At 44.1% G+C, this 18,961-nt stretch carries 17 protein-coding genes and 1 pseudogene; 11 read left to right on the forward strand and 7 right to left on the reverse strand.

The features are described from left to right. Nucleotides 1-12: 12 nt before the first annotated feature. From prsK to O9X84_RS16765, 3 genes are all read right to left on the reverse strand, one after another. Entirely contained in the window at nt 13-2,049 is a 2,037-nt protein-coding gene (gene prsK / locus O9X84_RS16755) for an XrtA/PEP-CTERM system histidine kinase PrsK (protein ID WP_269520825.1), read from the reverse strand. A 169-nt stretch (nt 2,050-2,218) separates the two neighbouring features. Continuing rightward, complete coding sequence (locus O9X84_RS16760) at nt 2,219-3,343, reverse strand: beta-ketoacyl-ACP synthase III (protein WP_269520826.1); 1,125 nt, start codon at nt 3,341-3,343, stop codon at nt 2,219-2,221. 406 nt (nt 3,344-3,749) lie between these two features. Further along, nucleotides 3,750-5,552 carry a choice-of-anchor I family protein gene (locus O9X84_RS16765; protein WP_269520827.1) on the reverse strand — a complete coding sequence of 601 codons (1,803 nt, stop codon included), beginning with the start codon at nt 5,550-5,552 and terminating at the stop codon, nt 3,750-3,752. 440 nt (nt 5,553-5,992) lie between these two features. Here O9X84_RS16765 and O9X84_RS16770 point away from each other — a divergent pair, with 440 nt between their 5' ends. After that, the gene (locus O9X84_RS16770; protein WP_269520828.1) at nt 5,993-6,793 is read left to right on the forward strand and encodes a M48 family metallopeptidase; all 801 of its coding nucleotides are present in this window, start codon (nt 5,993-5,995) and stop codon (nt 6,791-6,793) included. A 344-nt stretch (nt 6,794-7,137) separates the two neighbouring features. Here O9X84_RS16770 and O9X84_RS16775 read toward each other — a convergent pair whose 3' ends face one another. Beyond that, nucleotides 7,138-7,980: a mechanosensitive ion channel family protein gene (locus O9X84_RS16775; protein ID WP_269520829.1), complete on the reverse strand. Its 843-nt coding sequence runs from the start codon at nt 7,978-7,980 to the stop codon at nt 7,138-7,140. Between the two features lie 546 nt (nt 7,981-8,526). On the opposite strand from O9X84_RS16775, the gene O9X84_RS16780 reads away from it, so the two are divergent. The 5 genes from O9X84_RS16780 (at nt 8,527) to ruvX (ending at nt 11,798) form a co-directional block, all read left to right on the forward strand. Then, on the forward strand, nt 8,527-8,718 hold the full coding sequence (locus tag O9X84_RS16780) for a hypothetical protein (RefSeq protein WP_269520830.1): 192 nt from the start codon (nt 8,527-8,529) through the stop codon (nt 8,716-8,718). 173 nt (nt 8,719-8,891) lie between these two features. Beyond that, nucleotides 8,892-9,620, forward strand: a complete 729-nt coding sequence (locus tag O9X84_RS16785; protein ID WP_269520831.1) for a 16S rRNA (uracil(1498)-N(3))-methyltransferase — start codon at nt 8,892-8,894, stop codon at nt 9,618-9,620. 122 nt (nt 9,621-9,742) lie between these two features. Further along, entirely contained in the window at nt 9,743-10,699 is a 957-nt protein-coding gene (gshB, locus tag O9X84_RS16790; RefSeq protein WP_269520832.1) for a glutathione synthase, read from the forward strand. 96 nt (nt 10,700-10,795) lie between these two features. Then, nucleotides 10,796-11,362 (forward strand): YqgE/AlgH family protein, encoded by a 567-nt coding sequence (locus O9X84_RS16795; protein ID WP_269520833.1) that lies wholly within the window; start codon nt 10,796-10,798, stop codon nt 11,360-11,362. Then, the gene (gene ruvX / locus O9X84_RS16800) at nt 11,355-11,798 is read left to right on the forward strand and encodes a Holliday junction resolvase RuvX (protein WP_269520834.1); all 444 of its coding nucleotides are present in this window, start codon (nt 11,355-11,357) and stop codon (nt 11,796-11,798) included. Before O9X84_RS16795 ends, ruvX begins: the two co-directional genes overlap by 8 nt. Nucleotides 11,799-11,925: 127 nt before the next feature. Here ruvX and O9X84_RS16805 read toward each other — a convergent pair whose 3' ends face one another. The 3 genes from O9X84_RS16805 to O9X84_RS16815 all read right to left on the reverse strand — a co-directional run bounded on the left by O9X84_RS16805 (nt 11,926) and on the right by O9X84_RS16815 (nt 14,512). Beyond that, nucleotides 11,926-12,261, reverse strand: coding sequence for a putative signal transducing protein (locus tag O9X84_RS16805; protein ID WP_269520835.1), 336 nt, complete (start codon nt 12,259-12,261; stop codon nt 11,926-11,928). Between the two features lie 33 nt (nt 12,262-12,294). Next, nucleotides 12,295-13,407: a PilT/PilU family type 4a pilus ATPase gene (locus O9X84_RS16810; protein WP_269520836.1), complete on the reverse strand. Its 1,113-nt coding sequence runs from the start codon at nt 13,405-13,407 to the stop codon at nt 12,295-12,297. 61 nt (nt 13,408-13,468) lie between these two features. Continuing rightward, the gene (locus tag O9X84_RS16815) at nt 13,469-14,512 is read right to left on the reverse strand and encodes a type IV pilus twitching motility protein PilT (RefSeq protein ID WP_269520837.1); all 1,044 of its coding nucleotides are present in this window, start codon (nt 14,510-14,512) and stop codon (nt 13,469-13,471) included. A gap of 27 nt (nt 14,513-14,539) precedes the next feature. Between O9X84_RS16815 and O9X84_RS16820 the strand changes: the two genes are divergently transcribed. The 5 genes and pseudogenes from O9X84_RS16820 to O9X84_RS16840 form a co-directional block, all read left to right on the forward strand. After that, on the forward strand, nt 14,540-15,226 hold the full coding sequence (locus tag O9X84_RS16820; protein ID WP_269520838.1) for a YggS family pyridoxal phosphate-dependent enzyme: 687 nt from the start codon (nt 14,540-14,542) through the stop codon (nt 15,224-15,226). Between the two features lie 229 nt (nt 15,227-15,455). Continuing rightward, entirely contained in the window at nt 15,456-16,277 is an 822-nt protein-coding gene (proC, locus tag O9X84_RS16825) for a pyrroline-5-carboxylate reductase (RefSeq protein WP_032097431.1), read from the forward strand. A 21-nt stretch (nt 16,278-16,298) separates the two neighbouring features. Then, complete coding sequence (locus O9X84_RS16830; RefSeq protein ID WP_269520839.1) at nt 16,299-16,838, forward strand: YggT family protein; 540 nt, start codon at nt 16,299-16,301, stop codon at nt 16,836-16,838. Between the two features lie 177 nt (nt 16,839-17,015). Beyond that, nucleotides 17,016-17,405, forward strand: coding sequence for a DUF4426 domain-containing protein (locus tag O9X84_RS16835; RefSeq protein ID WP_269520843.1), 390 nt, complete (start codon nt 17,016-17,018; stop codon nt 17,403-17,405). A 337-nt stretch (nt 17,406-17,742) separates the two neighbouring features. Continuing rightward, a pseudogene (locus O9X84_RS16840) lies at nt 17,743-18,834 on the forward strand (2,4-dienoyl-CoA reductase FMN-binding domain-containing protein); the annotation flags it as partial. Nucleotides 18,835-18,961 lie beyond the last annotated feature (127 nt).

Below are 18,961 nucleotides of genomic sequence, written 5' to 3' on the forward strand. Positions count from 1 at the left end.
ATGTATCATCGCCTATTTTATGGGAAAATGCAGTGTAAAACAGCTGCCTTTTCCCACTTCACTTTGTACGGTAAGTTTACCGCCGATAGATTCTAGGTAGGTTTTTGCATCGTAAGCGCCAATGCCCATGCCCGCATTTCCCTTGGTAGTATCAAACGGTTTGAAAAGACGCTCTTCAATAAAACTTCTTTCCATACCTGTACCAGTATCTTCGATCATGACCATTTGCGTGCGCTGCGCCCCATCAACTGTCAAAACCACATCAACTTCGCCGTCATCTGCGGTGGCTTGCTGAGCATTACTTATGAGGTGGTAAAGTACATTGGCCACTTTCTCTTTGTCCACAATAACCGACTCTTCTTTCATCAAGTGCACTTTGGGTACAGGAGAAATAGAACTGCAGCGCTGTGATACTACCTCATCGACAATACGCGAAAGATACTGGTCATCATTCACACTCTCTTCAACTACTTTTTTATCCGTTAATTGTTTGAGCATTTTTTCCATGCGCGCTTTTGTATGCTCAAGAGTCTCAAAGGTATCTTCAATGAATTCAGGATTGTGTTTGTGTTGTTGCGCATTAGCGAGAATGAGATCTACTTGGGCAAGCACGTTTTTTAAATCGTGTAATACAAATGCTGACATCCGATTAAACGCTGCGAATTGTGCATTCTCTGCCACAACTTGGGCTGCTTCATGATGCTGTATAAATGTCCCAACTTGTTCTGATACAGCGTTAAGGTAATCTTTCACCTCCCAATTCAAGGCAACTTTTTCTTTGTCACTCGCAGCTAATACCGCGAAGCCCCATACCTGAGAATCTTGCATGAATGGAATGAAAAGCTGATAACCCCATTGTTTCAAAACCTCTCTATCTAGCTTTAGCCCTTCGTAGTCAAAGGGCTTGACTAAATATGCATCCGTATCAATAACCCATCCCTTTTCACCGCTATATTCAACTAGCTGCGTGAGCATAGCGTGCTGCTTTTCATTTGGGTTAGTATCCCCTGATGGTGACGCTGCGGCTACACAGTCTAGGCCGCTTTTTGACACTTTAAATAACAGGCCTGAGTCATATTGAATTGCATTTAAAAGACCGGTTAACCCCGCATGATAAACGTCAGCACTGCTATCCCCTGAATGAGTTAACCATTTGGTAAGTTTTACCCACTCCACGCGATAATCGTATTGATTGGCAAAAAAGTGCTTAGTAATAAAAATTTTGATTTTTGCTCTAAATGCATTAGACAGAAATACAGTGGCTAATAAAGCGAAAGACATGACCACTAAAATAATTTGTACCGTAGCCCCCCAGCTTCCCCCCATAAAATTAATCGCATAACCAACAACAGCCATGACAAATAAGTAGCCACCGGCCACTAGTAACAAAGAGCTATGAAGTACTACATCTCGAGAAATGAAAATATCAATACCCCAGTGATGAATACGACGAATAGAAATGACCAGCAGCGGCATGAGAAGGAAATAGATATAGCCTCGCGCTGCGATGTACCCGACCTCAACTTGATTAACCATGGTCGCATTCGCATAGGTGACAAACTCGAAAACATTTGCCGCACCAAGATAAATAATAAGGGGTTTAAACGCCCACTGCTCTCGCCCTGCCTGACGATACACAACCTCTAGTAATACAAGCACTTCCAACGACAACACAATGAGCGTTAAAAAGCTCCACGTGGGCTCGATAGCAAATAGGTAGGGCGCGGCAAGGGCTACAATAGCAGGCGCCATGATCATCAATGTCGCGGGGCGACGAAGTACGTGATGAAGGTTTTGAAAGTTAGTTTGAATACAGCCAGCAAGAAAAAGAAGCCACGCCAGCTGCTTTACTATATCAACTGTTAATAACCAGTTGAGCGAAATAGGGCCAAACAACACTGTAATTAAACTTGTCGACCAAACGAAGGTAGTGGCTGTAGCGAGAACGAGCAAATGCTTCGCTACTCCGGGCTTCCTTACCGTTAGCAATAAAAGTAGCAGTGCTAAATGCGCAAGGCTATTTAGCCCATAACCTAAATCTGAAACCATTCCTTCGCTGTCATCCTAGTAATTCTTTTCATATTGGGTTTGGTTGGCTATTTCTCATAAGCAGCTATTGCTGAGACAAGCCTCAAACGACTACATTCAAGCGCTCATCTTTAAATGCCATTCTTAGATGCTGGCCTTTGGGTGCTTGTCTAAGCGCTTGTTTACGCGCTTAGCGTTTTTTAACTACCAAAGAGCCAATGGAGTAGCCTGCACCAAATGAACATAGCACGCCCAAATCACCAGAAACGAGGTCTTGATGATGCAAGCCAAACGCAATGACAGAACCCGCCGACGCTGTATTAGCATACTCATCTAACACAATGGGCGCTTCTTGTTGTGTTGCATCTCTACCAAGCAGACGCTTACAAATCAATGTATTCATATTGATATTCGCCTGATGTAGCCACCATCGCTTTACTTGGGCAGGCGTAATATTGTGTTTTTCTAAATGCGCTTCGATGTGTGAGGCCGCCATGGGGCAAACTTCTTTGAACACTTTACGCCCTGCCTGATGGAACAGCTTGTCGACACCATAGGGCTCAACGTCTTCGGCTCTGGTTAAATAACCAAAGTTTGAGCGTATATTATTTGAATATTTGGTTACCGCTTTGGTGCTCAGAACATCATAAACATGCTCGCTTTTTGCAGTATCAGCTAATTCCATAACGGTTGCTGTGGCTACGTCGCCAAAAATGAAGTGGCTATCTCGATCGGTATAGTTTATTTGCGGCGATACTAGTTCGGGGTTTATCACCAACACTCGAGAAGCGTTGCCGGCACTTAGCATTTCAAAAGCTCGATGCATCCCGAACGTTGCTGCAGAACAAGCCACAAGCATGTCAAAACCAAAGCCTTCTATGTTAAGCGCTTCTTGTACTTCAATAGCAATAGCTGGGTAAGCTCGTTGTGTATAAGCGCATGAAACAATAACAGCATCAATCTCCTGTGCATTCACGTTCGCTGAATCAAGGGCTAAGCGTGCAGCTTCAACAGCTATTTCAGCCTGATGCGACAACACATCATCGCTACGAGGTGAAATTTTGGGTTTCATTCGCTCAATATCTAAAGCGCCTTCTTTCTGATAGATATATCGACTTTTTATGCCCGATGCTTTTTCAATGAATTCAGCGCTTGAATAGGGCATTGGCGCAACGTCGCCGTTTTCAATGTCTTGTTTATTTTTTTCGTTAAAACTGTCTACATACGCATTGTAACTTGCTACCAATTCTTCGTTGGTGATGCTTTCTTCAGGGTGCCAGACACCCACGCCACTTATCACGACCTGCTGAGACATAGTTACTCTCTTTTTAATTATACGCTTCTATTATTTGGTGAACCTAGATGGCAAATACAGGTGCACAAATGCTATTTCTAAAGCAATCGATTGCGCCCTATTTTACGGCTGAATCACCTACGCAACAGTATTAAAGGCAATAATACACCGTCTGTGTATTTGAATTAGGCAAACCTTTAATGCCTTTGCTCGCTGGCATCATATAAACGCCTCTGCATTTGCTATAGCTTACCTCAATCCAGTCGCTCTGTAACTATTCTCAACCAGTGAACGTAGGCGGAATATTTAGAGCGCTTTACACAATGTCTACTCGCATACAGTAAACGCCATCGCTAGAAACAAAAAACCCGCTTTAAAGCGGGCTTTTATCGTAATCTCATCACGCTGCGTTGCAGCTATTTTTACATTACAGCTGGCTAATTTGCCATACCGATACAGTCCCGCTTACTTCATTACCGACAACCAATAACGCTTCACCGCTTGGGCTGTCGTCTGCACTAACAAACACTAAACTCTCAGGCGCTAAGTCGCCAATCACATCGTCAGAGGTTAGGCCTTCAGTTAGGTCTCGGTTAATGACGTATTCGGTAAATTGCGCGTCATACGGATTAGTCACGTCGTAAACGAAAATTCCGCCCATGCGCTCTAAACCAATAAATGCGTAGGTGCGATCGCCAATTTGGCCAACAGTAATAGCTTCCGGCTCGGGTCCCTTATTTTCAGAACGTGAATCGGCTGCGTTTACGTCGTTATCGTTATTAAATTGTGCACCGTGTACTGACGCCGTAATACGCTCAAAATCATCGCCCGAATCGAAAACCACTAAGCCGTTTTGATCCCAAATGGTGAATGAACGTGCGCCATAGGTATATGCAGCATCGTATTCACCGTCACTATCAGCGTCGCCCATGGCTGTGGTAACACGTAAATCGTCAGCTTCTCCAGTGGCTTGCAACATAGCTAATTCAGAGTTTGCCTCTGCAACTAAATCACTCACTTTTACTTCATCGGTGTAAGCTAAACAGCCGTCGTCTTCATCAAAAGAAACACCACCAGCAGCGGTACATGCAGCTTCATCAGCCGCATCGAAAAAGTATTCACGGGCATCACCTTCGTTTGCAGTCACAATGAAGGTAGCGTCTTTCCAAGTAAAAGTAGCAAGACTATCAGGCTGATACACACCGTACAGACCGGCGTACTGACCAAAGCTTACTGAACTGTCTTCTTGAATATCGATATTCAAATCAGCCCATGCTTTAGTACCTAACCCTACAACATCAACCGTTAACTCTTCTAAATCAAGAATCGCTAAGCCGTTATTTTCTTGCAAGCTAATGTAGGCAACATCATTTGTTGCTGCAATGTACTCAGGCTCTAAGTCTTGCGCTACGGTTGTCGCAATAGCAGTACCGTTAATTGTGCGACCTGAGGGATTGGGGAACATCATGCCCTGTGCCATCAATTCGGCTTGTGAACCATTAAACGAGGTAAAACCAACAGTAGTTCCCGTTTCTTCTGGTTCACCACTGGCAAGTACATTAATAACTGATACCGAACCAACCGGGTCTATTGTGTAGTCATCAGAAGGCTCGCCTTCGTTAGCCACTAGCACTTTACCGCCATCAGGAGTAAAAGTGACCATATCGGGCAGCGCGCCCACTTCTACTGAATCTAAAAATGCTGGGGCTGCGCTATCTAAACCGCTGTAGAAAAGTACATAGCCGTTGTCAGTTTTCACTGCTGCGGATACTGCAACGGCCATAAGGTCACCGCTGACCGCTATACTGTTAACACCGCCTAGGGCAACACCATTGATGTCTGCAGGTAAATTAACCGTTGAAGGCGTGAGGTTGACTGTGTTTATCGGGTCGCCTAACGCCGCTGTAGTGACAGTGCCAGCGGGAATAACCGCTATAGTATTGGTTGAGGTGTTAGTTGCGTAAATCGTTTGGGTATCGGCGTGATATTGAACAATTTCAGCAGCGCCTTGATTACCTAAAAATGCACGGCCTACCACATCTAAGGCAATACCAATTGAAGCATCAGTACCGTCAGAACCATCTGCGCCAGGTGTTCCTTGTTCACCCTGGGGCCCTTGAGCACCCGTTTCGCCTTGCTCGCCATCGTCGCCGTCTAGACCACAACCCGTTAACGATGCAGACACAAGAAGGGCGAGTAATCCGTACTTGAATTTATTACGCACTGCCATTTTTATTTCCTTTTTTATTAGTGTGTTATTCAGTGTTGGACTGTTGAAATAGGTATCACTTCCTGCGCACTAGTACAATCAGCAGGTGTAGGTATCTGTTCAACATTATTCCAGTACAACAGAAATATCATGTAACTTCTATGTATAAATTAAAGCCAGTTTATGACACAAATATTAATTTGGCAAAGGCTTTACCAAGGGCTATCAACTACTTATTGAGCGATGATATTTTTCCCGTTACATGTCGCGTGAACGACTAAGTCATTTAGCTACTATTGATGTATCAAAAATAGATGTATGCTTGGCAATAGCCTTTTGGCCTTTGGTCTGCACGTTTTGCGCTTTTATTAAACCGCGTTGACCTAGAAGTGCTTAAAAACTGCAAACCAAAGATCATCAGGCTCAAAGCCAATAGATGTTAAAGACACGAAGGACTTAAAATGAAATTGAAATTCACTTTGTCAGCAGCGGTAGCGGCTGCGCTCGCACTATCAGCTTGTGCCACTTCTCCAACTGGCAGAAATCAGGTACTGCTTTTTTCTGACTCCCAGTTGTCTGAAATGGGGGCACAGGCATTTTCAGGTATGAAAGAAGAACTCAAAGTGTCGACTAAGCGAGTGCAGAACACTTACGTGGAATGTATTGCCAATGCAATTACTGCACAGGTGCCCGCCTCTGTTTTTGACGGGAAATGGGAAGTGGTGGTTTTTGACGATGAGCAAGTCAATGCATTTGCTTTGCCTGGCGGTAAAATAGGGGTTTATACTGGCCTTCTTGGCGTGGCTGAAAACCAGCATCAGCTTGCAGCAGTCATTGGGCATGAAGTAGGTCACGTAATCGCAGAACACGGTAATGAGCGTATGTCTCAATCTACCTTGATTAATATGGGTACTCAAGCAGCGGGCCAGGTGCTTGCAGCGAATGAGGTGCCTCAGTCCGGCCCTATTATGGCGGCTATTGGATTAGGCATGCAGGTTGGTGTTCAATTACCTTTTAGCAGAACTCACGAATCAGAAGCCGATGAAATAGGTCTACAGCTCATGGCAAAGTCTGGCTTTGACCCTCGTCAGTCTGTCAACCTTTGGCAGAACATGGAGGCAGCGAGTGGAGGAAATAGCCCAATGGAGTTTTTATCTACTCACCCGGCTCCGCAAACGCGTATTAAAGATTTAAGAGCAAATATGGGTCCAGCGCTTGCTGATTATCAAGCCACGAACAACCGCCCCAATTGTAAGCAGTAATTCAAAGTAATAGAAGGGCGTGTTGATCTTTGCTGTACAAGTTTTGGGCTAAATGGAAGCATTTTAATCGCGAAACAGTCCTGTAGGCCTAGTGGGCTAAGTCAAAGGGCCAAATAAAAAGCGGGGCCAAAGAGTAAAATGCTTCCATAACGCCCCCTTCGGGCAGCGCCTGTGAGCTATTTACTCTGCGTTGAATGGTTTCGATTTAGCCCGCTAGACCTTCAACCATTCGCCTTGTTTAAATAGCTCACAGACCGCTGCAAAAATGTACAGCAAAGATCAACACGCCCTAATAAAAAACGCCGCTTAAAAGCGGCGTTTTTGTTTATCTAGATGGTGTAGTCTTACTCACCATCTGTTTTATGCAAATGCACGTCCATTTGTGGGAACGGAATAGAGATGCCTTCTTGGTCGAAACGCAATTTAACCGCTTCGGTAAAATCGAACTTAACGCCCCAGAAATCTGATGCCTTAACCCATGGGCGAACCACGAAGTTAACGCTACTGTCGGCAAGCTCAGACACTGCGACAGTAGGAGCTGGCTCCGCTAAGATTCGCTCGTCAGCTGACACCATCTCTTGAAGTATTTGCTTCGCTTTTAATAAATCAGCGTCGTATCCAATACCTACAACCATATCTACACGGCGAGTTTCTTTAGCCGAGTAATTGGTAATATTGCCACTGTAGATATTACCGTTTGGTACAATAATTTCTTTATTGTCAGGCGTTGTCATTGTCGTTGTAAAAATGCCAATCTTTTTAATTGAGCCCGCAGTTCCACCCGCTTCAACGAAGTCACCCGCTTTAAATGGTTTGAATAAAAGAAGCATTACGCCCGCTGCGAAATTCTTGAGCGAGTCTTGTAATGACAAACCAATAGCTAGGCCAGCAGCACCTAAAATAGCAACAAGCGATGTGGTGTCAACGCCAAGTTGGTCTAGCGATGCTACAATAACGAATAGCATTAATATGGCGCTAATGATTGCTTCTAAAAAGTCGACAAGCATGTCGTCGTATTTAGATTTGGCCATTACGCGTCGGAACACTGACAGCAGCAGTCCTACAACAATTTTACCAATAACATAAATTGCAATTGCCATGGCGATATTAATGCCCCATGGAATTGCGTAATCATTTATATACCTTTCAACGTCACTTGCAGAAAAGAGCGAGAGTTGTTCTTCCATAATTATTCCTTGTTGAGTGTGTAGTTACTATGAATCCAACGTTATCAGTAAAAACCAACATCACCAATAGTTAAACTTAATTAACCTTTAAAATTACGCTAAAGTCTAACGAGCACACTGCATGAAGAGCGCTTTTACTATACCAAAGTAGTATGTTGACTGATCTAAAATTGATAGTGCTTTAATTTTTGCTCACCGACTATTTTTGTTCTTTTAAATAAAATCTTTTTTCACTTGGCTGTCACATTCCTCGTCTACATTGCAATTTCCAATTGTGACCACGTATAAAATAAAATACTTGAGCGAACATTTTCATATTGACCACACTGAGCGTTTTTTTAAAAGTATAGAAGAAGAAGACTGATGATTTTTCAATCGAAAAAGCTTACACTAAATTTTCACGGATGGTGCATTGGGAATTGGCATAGGTTGTTTATATCAACGTTGATTTAGCTTTCTCCTGATGCAAAGGCACTAACATCGCTGTAATGCCAAACAACAGCACATTGATGCTTTAGTAAAAATTTTTAAAAAAAGGATTATCATATGTTGCTCTTATCCTCGTTATTTACCGTAGTTGCTGGAATATTTCTGTATTCTTTACGTAAAGACACTGGGAAGCATACCAAATACGCACGATCGCAAAGCGACCTCAACGTCGCAAAAAGTGAAACCACTGCGTTGCCGGAAACTCGTTCCTTACACTCAGGCACAACTGACACTGCTCGCGCAGCATAACTCGGCTATTTACTGAGTTGCTGTAGAAAAACTAGCGTAGCCCAAAAAACCATAAAAAGACCGTCGAGTCTGACCGATAAACTATTAAGAAACGTCGATTTCGTTGACGTCGGCGTTGCATGACGCCCCCCTCCCCACGTATTATAAGCAAAAATAACAACTGCTAATCTTTCATGCGTATACCTAGAGTTTATTACCCCGACACTATCGCGTTAGAACAAGAATTTGAGCTTACCCAAGAGGCAGGGCATCACGTTGCAACGGTGTTACGCCTAAAGCCTAATCGACCAATTGTTTTATTTAACGGCGATGGCAATGAATATAGTGGAATAATCATCAGTGTTCAGCGGAAAAACGTTATCGTTGAGATTGATGCCTGCTTGTCTGTCTCTCATGAGTCACCTCTGCACCTGCATTTAGGTCAAGGCGTTTCAAAGGGTGACAGAATGGATATGGTATTACAAAAGAGTGTGGAATTAGGCGTCAGTGAAATTACCCCAATTATCACTGAGCGATGTGCTGTAAAACTAGAACCATCCCGTTGGGAAAAAAAGCTGCAACAATGGCAAAAAATTATCATAGGGGCCTGTGAGCAAAGTGGTCGGAACAGAGTGCCTGAGCTTAATGAGCCAGTTTCTCTTGTTCAGTGGTTGTCTCAATCTACTTCTAGTTCTCGTATAGTCCTTGCACCGGGTGCGTCACAGCCTCTTGCTAAGCAACCCTACAATACGCAAGGCTACAGATTACTAGTGGGGCCGGAGGGCGGCCTTTCTGAGACAGAAATTCATCAGGCTAATGAAAATGGATACCTGTCGGTAAGTCTAGGCCCGCGAATTTTAAGAACAGAAACTGCAGCCCTCACGTCGTTAAGCATACTGCAAGCTCAACATGGCGATTTCTGAGTAACCTGAATCCTGTTTACATTGTAGAACATAACGCCGCTGTCTTGAACTGTGGTAGAGCGCCCCAACATAAGGGGGTATAAGGTCATAGTGACTACCGTTAATTTTAAAGCGAGAACCTAATGCAATATACTGTCGGCGTAATCATGGACCCCATTGAGGCCATCACACCACACAAAGATACCAGCCTCGCAATGATGCTAGAAGCACAGCGCCGCGGTGCAACTGTAGTGTATTTTGAGCTTAAAGACCTTTACTTAGAAAACGGTAAGCCAATGGGATTGGCGAAAACGGTAACAGTGAAAGATCAGCCCGCTGATTTCTATGAAATTACTGATACCAATGCAGTTCACCTTGGTGACATTGATGTGTTGCTTATGAGGAAAGACCCGCCATTTGACAGCGAATTTCTCTATGCCACTCAGATGCTGTCTTTGGCACAAGATGCAGGCGCTCTTGTGGTAAATAACCCTCAGGCGTTGCGAGATTACAACGAAAAGCTGTTTACGTCGTATTTCCCTGAACATATTCCAGCTACGTTAGTGGCGAATAATCAGGTGCCCATTCGCGAGTTTCACGCTAAGTATCGAGATATTATTTGTAAGCCTCTTGACGGCATGGGCGGAGCATCCATCTTTCGTGTGAAGCCTGACGGCAATAATCTTGGGGTCATCATTGAAACGCTAACTCATCTTGGCACGCGCTATATGATGGTTCAAGAGTATTTACCGCAGATAAAAGACGGTGACAAACGCGTTCTCATCGTAGACGGCGAAGTTATTCCTTATTGCCTGGCTCGCTTACCTACCAAGGGAGAAACTCGGGGTAATCTAGCCGCGGGCGGTACCGGTCGCCCACAACCCATATCTGAATCAGACAGAGCATTGGCAGAAGCTATTTCACCAACATTGAAAGAGAACAACATTCTTTTTGTTGGACTTGATGTGATTGGCAATAAAATAACGGAAATCAACATTACTAGCCCCACCTGCGTGCGTGAAATTGAAAGACATTACAATATAAACATCATGGCAAAACTATTTGAGGCTATCGAAAAGCGTTTGGCTCTTAAGGCTTGATGGCTTGGAATGAATGCCCTGAGCTTGATGAAGCTCGGGTTTGATGAAAAATCGACGCAATGAATTTTGAGGGCGATACACTAAAGTGAAAAAAATATGACAGAGTTAACGAGTTTAAAAAATCACTTTTTGGTAGCAATGCCAAGCTTAGAGGATCCCTATTTTTCTCGCTCTTTGATTTATGTTTGCGAGCATGATTCAGAAGGCGCCATGGGAATTGTGGTGAACCAGCCTTCTACAATGAATGTGAAGCAACTTCTAGAACAAACCGATAAAGAACTCACGGTGTCAGACGATAAAGCCGAAGAAATCGTACTCGCAGGCGGCCCAGTAAGTCAGGAACGAGGATTTGTATTGCACTCGACGCAACAAGGCTGGGCCTCGAGTTTAGCCCTAGCACCAGGGGTAATGGTAACAACGTCAAAAGACATTTTAACCGCTATCGGTAACGATGAAGGCCCTGATGATGCCATTATCGCTCTGGGGTTTGCAGGTTGGTCTAAAGGGCAGTTAGAGCAGGAAATGCAAGACAACGCATGGCTAACTATAGAGGCTGACGAGGAGATATTATTTCACACACCCATCCATAAGAAATGGCAAGCAACCGTGAATAAGCTTGGGGTAGATGTGTGGCAGTTAGCACCAGGCTCTGGTCATGCCTAAAGTGGGAAATCAAATTGGAAACAGAACAATACTGTCCTTCGATTTTGGTACTAAAAGTATCGGCGTTGCCGTAGGCCAAGAAATAACAGGTACCGCATCGCCTCTGCCCGCCTTAAAGGCCAGAGACGGTATTCCCGATTGGGACCTTATTGAAACCTTATATAAAGATTGGCTTCCTGATGTGGTTGTTGTTGGGCTACCGCTCAATATGGATGGTACTGAACAGCAGATGACCCATCGGGCTCGTAAATTTGCTAACCGCTTGCACAATCGCTTTAAAATTAAAGTTGAAGTGTGCGACGAACGACTCACCACTACCGACGCCAAAGCCATGTTATTCGAACTAGGTGGGTATAAAAAACTGACAAAAGACAAAGTAGATAGCGTGTCTGCGTGCGTTATCTTCACCAGTTGGATAGAAAGCGCTTACGAATAACCTAATCATTTCTAGAGACTAGGGCACTAGTTGCTAGTTGCTAGTTGCTAAGAGTCAGCCATTAAATCGTAGCGTCTAACACAGTAACGCCTAACATAGTCACGCCTAACCAACTTCTATAGAAAATCTAGTGCTGTAAATTTTCGCCACATTGCCAACAGACTTCAAACGCACCGCCATTTTCTTCACCGCAACCTTTGCAAACCCATTCCTGCCCTTCAGTACCTTCGCCAGCCTGGCTAGAAATAAAATTAGCTTTGATTCCGTCTACCACTTTTGAAGCACGATTAAACCACGTATCGTCGACCAACCATAGCTCTTGCTGCGCTTCTTGCCATGGCAACTCCCCAAGAGCGCCGCTAGCAAATTCATTCTTTACCATGTAAGGAATACTAAGCGCATCGAGCTCGCTGCGCACCGCTTGAAGTTCAAACGCATCTTCAGAGGAAAACAGTTTTTTCAAGCAGTGACTCCCGCCGCGCACCACATCAAGATGTTATTCATCCATATCGAAGGAAACATTCGATAACGTTCCCAAACTTGAGTTGTCACTCGCATCAAGCTTAATCATTAAGCGAAGATCGTTTGGCGAATCAGCATGGTGTAATGCTTGATCCATCTCTATACGCCCTTGTTTATACAGGTCGTAAAGTGCCATATCGAAGCTTTGCATGCCCTGCTCTTTGCCTTTTTTCATTGCTTCTTTCAGACTGCCAATCTCATTTCTTTGAATTAAGTCGCTTACAAATGGTGTATTCAGCAGCACTTCTATAGCCGCAACCCGACCTTTCCCATCTGGTGTAGGCACCAATTGCTGAGCAACGATAGCGCGAATATTAAGGCTCAAATCGAAACGCAGCTTGTCGTGCATGTCTTTAGGGGCAAGGTGCATTATTCGCTCAATAGCTTGGTTAGCATTATTCGCGTGCAACGTGGCTACGCATAAGTGCCCCGTATCAGCAAATGACATCGCATATTCCATTGTCTCCATGGAGCGAATTTCACCAATGAGGATAACATCTGGTGCTTGGCGCAGAGAACTTTTCAGCGCATCATCGAAAGACTGAGTATCAATGCCTACTTCACGCTGTGTAATAACGCAGTTTTTATGCTCGTGAACAAATTCGATAGGATCTTCAATGGTGAGAATATGACCATGGGAGTTTTCATTTCTGTGGCCAATTAATGCGGCTAATGATGTTGATTTACCAGTACCTGTTCCGCCAACAAACAGCACGAGTCCACGCTTTGCCATAATGATTTCTTTCAAGACTCTTGGCAGCCCTAGATCATCAGCTTTCGGAATTTGCGTAACGATGCGCCTGATAACCATGCCTGCTTGGTCCCGCTGCCAAAAAGCAGAACAACGAAAACGCCCTATTCCTTCTCTAACAATAGCAAAGTTACATTCTTTAGACGTATGAAATTCGTGTTGCTGCTTTTCTGTCATGGCTTCATGAACCAATGACAACGCCGACTCTTCAGAGGTTATTGAATCGGTAATGGGCGTAAGTTTGCCATTAATTTTTGCACTAATTGGAAAATTGGCTGTAACGAATAAATCGGAGGCATTGCCGTCGATCATTTTTTGTAAAAGCGAATCTAGCATTATGGTTCCTGGATATTAAACCTGATAAGTTGGCCCTGAACACGAATGTTCAGTAAACCGTCTAGAAGTTATTCATAGACTGTTTATCAACAGACTTGGACGCAGCGTCTTGCTTAGTTATTGTTCCCATTGCAACTAAGCGCTGTAAGCACTGATCCATCGTTTGCATACCATGGGCCTGACCAGTCTGAATAACCGAGTACATTTGTGGTACTTTGTCTTCTCGGATAAGATTTCTTATGGCCGGAATACCTACCATGATTTCATGAGCAGCAACACGGCCGCCTTCTATTTTTTTCAAAAGAGTTTGCGATATTACCGCTCGTAAAGATTCGGACAACATGGAACGCACCATGGATTTTTCCTCTGCCGGGAACACGTCAATGATACGGTCGATGGTTTTAGGTGCAGAGTTGGTGTGCAATGTACCAAATACTAAGTGACCCGTTTCTGCTGCTGAAATAGCGAGGCGTATAGTTTCTAAATCACGTAACTCACCCACTAGAATAACATCGGGATCTTCACGCAACGCAGAGCGCAGGGCATTATTGAACGAGTGTGTGTCTCTATGCACTTCACGCTGGTTAATCAGGCTGAGCTTATTTTCGTGCACAAATTCTATAGGATCTTCAATAGTAAGAATATGCTCTCGTTTATGGGTGTTGATGTGGTCCACCATTGCGGCCAATGTTGTACTTTTACCAGAGCCTGTTGCGCCAGTTACCAATACTATTCCAGTTGGCTGGTTGATGATTTCTTTAAAAATCTCTGGTGCACCTAAATCGTCAAGGGTAAGCACTTCGCTTGGTATGGTTCGAAGTACCGCCGCGGCGCCTCTATTTTGCACAAAGGCGTTTACACGAAATCGCGATAGCCCTTTTACTTCAAAAGAAAAATCGGTTTCTAAGTTTTCCTCGTATTCCTTTCGCTGCATGTCGTTCATAATCTCATAAACGAGACTATGAACCTGCTTGTGATCCAAGGCTGGAACATTGAGTTTACGCATTTCGCCATCTACGCGAATAAGCGGCGGTAGTCCTGCTGATAAATGTAAGTCTGAGGCGTTATTCTTAACACTAAACGCTAAAAGTTCGGTAATATCCACAACCACTTCTCCATAACAAGGTGAATAATGCAAACAATAGCAGAAAGAATAAATTCCGCACTAGAGGGAATTACACAAGCCGCTACTTCAGTACATCGTCCACCAAATTCAGTCAAATTGCTAGCAGTAAGCAAAACTAAACCCGTATCGGATATTGTTGAAGCGTATGAAGCAGGACAACGAATGTTTGCGGAGAACTATGTTCAGGAAGGTATTGAAAAAGTTCAGGAACTTGAACACCTCACTGATATAGAATGGCACATGATAGGCCCGATTCAATCGAATAAAACCAAGGTCGTAGCCGAGCACTTCCACTGGGTACAGTCGGTAGACAGAGAAAAGATTGCGCGAAGATTAAATGATCAACGCCCCGATAACTTACCTGCTCTAAATGTATGTATTCAACTCAATATCGATGATGAAGACAGTAAATCTGGTGTTAAACCTAACGAACTTGACGACTTAATTCAGTTTATTGAATCACAAGAAAAGTTATGTCTTCGCGGGATCATGGCCATTCCAAAAGCTAACCCAAGCGAAGAAGAGCAACACCATACCCTCGGTAAACTGAAAGAATTATATGACCATTACCACAAATCCCTGACCAATTTTGATACCCTATCCGTAGGAATGAGTAGTGACATGAACGCCGCAATTAAAAATGGCTCTACCATGGTGCGTATAGGCACTGCTATTTTTGGTAAGCGTGGATGAGTCGTGTCCTAAGCGTTAGCGTTTTAAAATTGGGCGTTAGCGGTTTGACATCGCGCGTCAGCGTTTATAAATAAAAAGTCCCGTTTACATTAAGGCGTTAGCTTTCTACAACAATGTATGTATCAAAGAGCAACATGACGACTTATTACGCAATACGCAATAGTGAGTTCAATCACTTATAGTTATGCGTACTGGATCACGAATTACATAGACAACGAATAGGATTTACATGCAACAGAAAAAATTGGCATTTATTGGCGCAGGCAACATGAGCCGCAGCATCATTAGTGGGTTAATTCAGTCTGGCTATGCAAAAGAAAATATACTTGCAGCAAACCCGTCCACACCGAAATTAGACAAGCTGAAAGAAGAATTTGGCATACAGACCACACAATCGAACGATGAAGCCTGCCAGTTTGCCGATGCCATTGTACTTGCAGTAAAACCACAGATTATGGGCGACATGTGCGCCGACTTACAGAAAAACAATGACCTTGCGGGTAAGCTCTTTTTGAGCATAGCAGCAGGCCTTCCGGTGTCTCGCTTACAAGAAATGTTAGGTGGTGACTACCCCGTTGTTCGTATTATGCCGAATACGCCAAGTTTATTGGGTAAAGGCATGTCGGGTATGTATGCCGATGACACAGTGACGCAAGAAGACAGAACCTATGTAGACGATGTAATGAACAGCGTAGGTGAAACTGTTTGGGTTAATGAAGAAGATGGTATCAACGGTGTCATTGCCGCTGCCGGCAGTAGTCCTGCGTACTTTTTCTTATTCCTTCAGAACATGCAAGAAGAAGCCATGAATATGGGGTTTGATAAAGACCAGTCTCGGCTTATGGTACAGCAAGCTATGCTTGGTGCAGCCGAAATGGTGTGCAATAACCCAGACCTTGAATTAAGTGAGCTTCGTGCCCAAGTTACCTCTAAAGGCGGTACTACCGCACAGGCGGTAAATACGTTCATTGACGAAGGCTTAAAAGATATTGTCAGCAAGTCTATGCGCGCTGCCGTCGCTCGAGCCGAAGAAATGGCAAAACAGCTTTAACGTTTTTAGGAAAAACAGTAGATGAACGCAACGGTATTTTTAGTCGATACATTATTTAACCTTTACCTGATGATTGTCATCTTGAGGTTGTGGCTGCAGTTGGTACAGGCAGATTTTTACAATCCCATGAGCCAATTTATCGTTAAGGCCACACATCCGATTGTAGGACCGTTGCGACGCATTATCCCGTCCATAGGTCGATTCGATACGGCCACCTTTGTGTTAGCGCTTGCCGTGTGTGCGCTTAAAATCATTACCTTAATATTGATAACCGGCGGCAATCTAAACCCTATCGGGATTGCCATTATGTCAGTCATGGGCGTGATAAAAGAAACCTTGTCGCTTATGTTCTGGGTGCTGCTACTGCGGGCAATACTAAGCTGGGTATCCCAAGGTCAGTCTCCTGTAGACTATGTGCTTCATCAGCTTACCGAACCTTTTTTAGCGCCTATTCGCAGAATTATCCCTCCCTTAGGCGGCCTTGATTTGTCCGTGCTCATCGCCATTATTGCATTACAGTTTTTACAGCTGCTGATCCAAGACGCGCTCAGAGTGCTATGAGTTTATAAATGATGAATGGGCAATCCTCTCTCTTTGTAGGCGAAGATTTACGTAGGTGAGGATTAACGCTAACGCCGTCCACCAAATCGAAAGAAAACGGTGCCAATAATGTCAATGCGAGGAACAGCGGTGAATATAGTTAAAAAAGTGTCATCAGTGTTTATAGGTGCACTACTCATGTGCCTAAGCGTACAGGCTCATGCGGAGCAAAAAGAAACGCTTGGTGAATGGGATGTGCACTACATGGTAGTGAATACGCCGTTTTTAACACCTGAGGTGGCAGCTAGCTACGGTATCGTTCGCAGTAAATACAATGCGCTAGTGAATATTTCAGTGTTAGATAAGGATTCTGGCGAAGCTCAGCGAGTATCAGTGACTGGCAACGCAACGAACTTGCTTGGTAGTAAAAAGCAGCTGACCTTTAAAAAGGTGGAAGACGGTGATGCTATTTATTATTTGGCAGTATTACCATTTCGCGACCAAGAGACGTATCGCTTTGAAGTCACCGCTCAGAGAGCCGCTGAAAAGCAAACCCTTAAGTTTAAACAAAAAATGTACGTGGACTAAGGCGCTCTGCCCTTGTTGACTACTTTTTAAAAACGAGGTCTTTGACCTCGTTTTTTTATGTCCGCTATATTTTAATAAACTCTCTTTACGATACGCTGTTCCTAGTAAATAATCAGAACAGCGTTTTCTTATGTATTCACATATTATTATGTTGTACTAGGCACAAGAGAGGCTTGTTAGGTGCGGCTTGTAAACTGCGACTTATATGTTAGAACGCTTGCTTTGCGACCTGTGCAGTTTAGATTATCTACCTCAACACGTTTTGCTTTATATAAAGCGCTTTATATAAAAGGCTTCGGAAAACGTGAGGCAAACCACTAAAATGATAAAAAGAGAAATGACTATGACTACGCCCTACCCTCACCTTCTAGAGCCTCTCGACTTAGGCTTTACCACATTGCGAAACCGCACATTGATGGGCTCTATGCATTTAGGCTTAGAGGAAGAAAAAGGCGGGTTTGATAAATTGGCTGCATTCTATGCAGAGCGAGCAAAAGGCGGCGTAGGCCTCATCGTAACGGGAGGTATAAGCCCTAACATTTCTGGGTGGGTAGCCCCATTTGCAGGGAGAATGACCAGTAAGAGACACGCTAAGAAACACAAAGTTATTACCGAGGCCGTTCACGCTGAAGGCGGCAAGATATGCATGCAAATTCTTCACTCTGGGCGTTACGGCTACCACCCTCTAGCGGTATCAGCTTCACCCGTGAAATCCCCTATTACCCCCTTTAAACCCAGAGCACTGTCTTCAAGTGGTATTAAAAGCACAATAAAAGACTATGCAAATTGCGCAGGTTTGGCTCAAAAGGCTGGATACGACGGTGTAGAAATAATGGGGTCAGAAGGCTACCTCATTAACCAGTTTTTCTGTGAACGCACTAACCAGCGAGACGATGAATGGGGAGGTAGCCTTGAAAATAGAGCGCGGCTGGCTATCGAGATAGTGAAAAGTGTGCGTGAAAAAGTGGGGCCTGAATTTATTATTATTTATCGCCTTTCTATGCTCGATTTGGTGGAAGGCGGAGCCCAATGGGATGAGGTGGTTTATTTAGCGAAAGAGATAGAAAAGGCTGGCGCGACGCTTATCAATACGGGCATTGGGTGGCATGAAGCGAGAGTGCCAACGATATCAACCTCGGTTCCTCGTGCGGCTTTCACGTGGATAACCAAGCGGATGAAGGCAGAGGTAACATTGCCGCTAGTGACAACTAACCGTATAAATACGCCAGAAGTTGCAGAATCGGTATTAGCCGACGGTCACGCAGACATGGTTTCCATGGCGAGACCTTTTCTTGCCGACGCTCATTTTGTAGCCAAAGCAATGCAAAACGAGTCAAACCTCATCAACACCTGTATAGCCTGTAACCAAGCCTGCCTAGACCATGCCTTTGAGCAAAAGCGTGCAAGCTGTTTAGTGAATCCTCAGGCCTGATAATCATTGAGCCTCCTCCCTATCAGCATAAACTAAGTTTATCCTAATAGGCGACCAAACCAAGGGAGAAAACTCAATGAACTTTTATACTAATACACATCCGTACTATTGTGGAATCGATCTT

Origin of the sequence: Alteromonas sp. BMJM2, assembly GCF_027257845.1 — a bacterium.
Classification (GTDB): Bacteria; Pseudomonadota; Gammaproteobacteria; order Enterobacterales; family Alteromonadaceae; genus Alteromonas.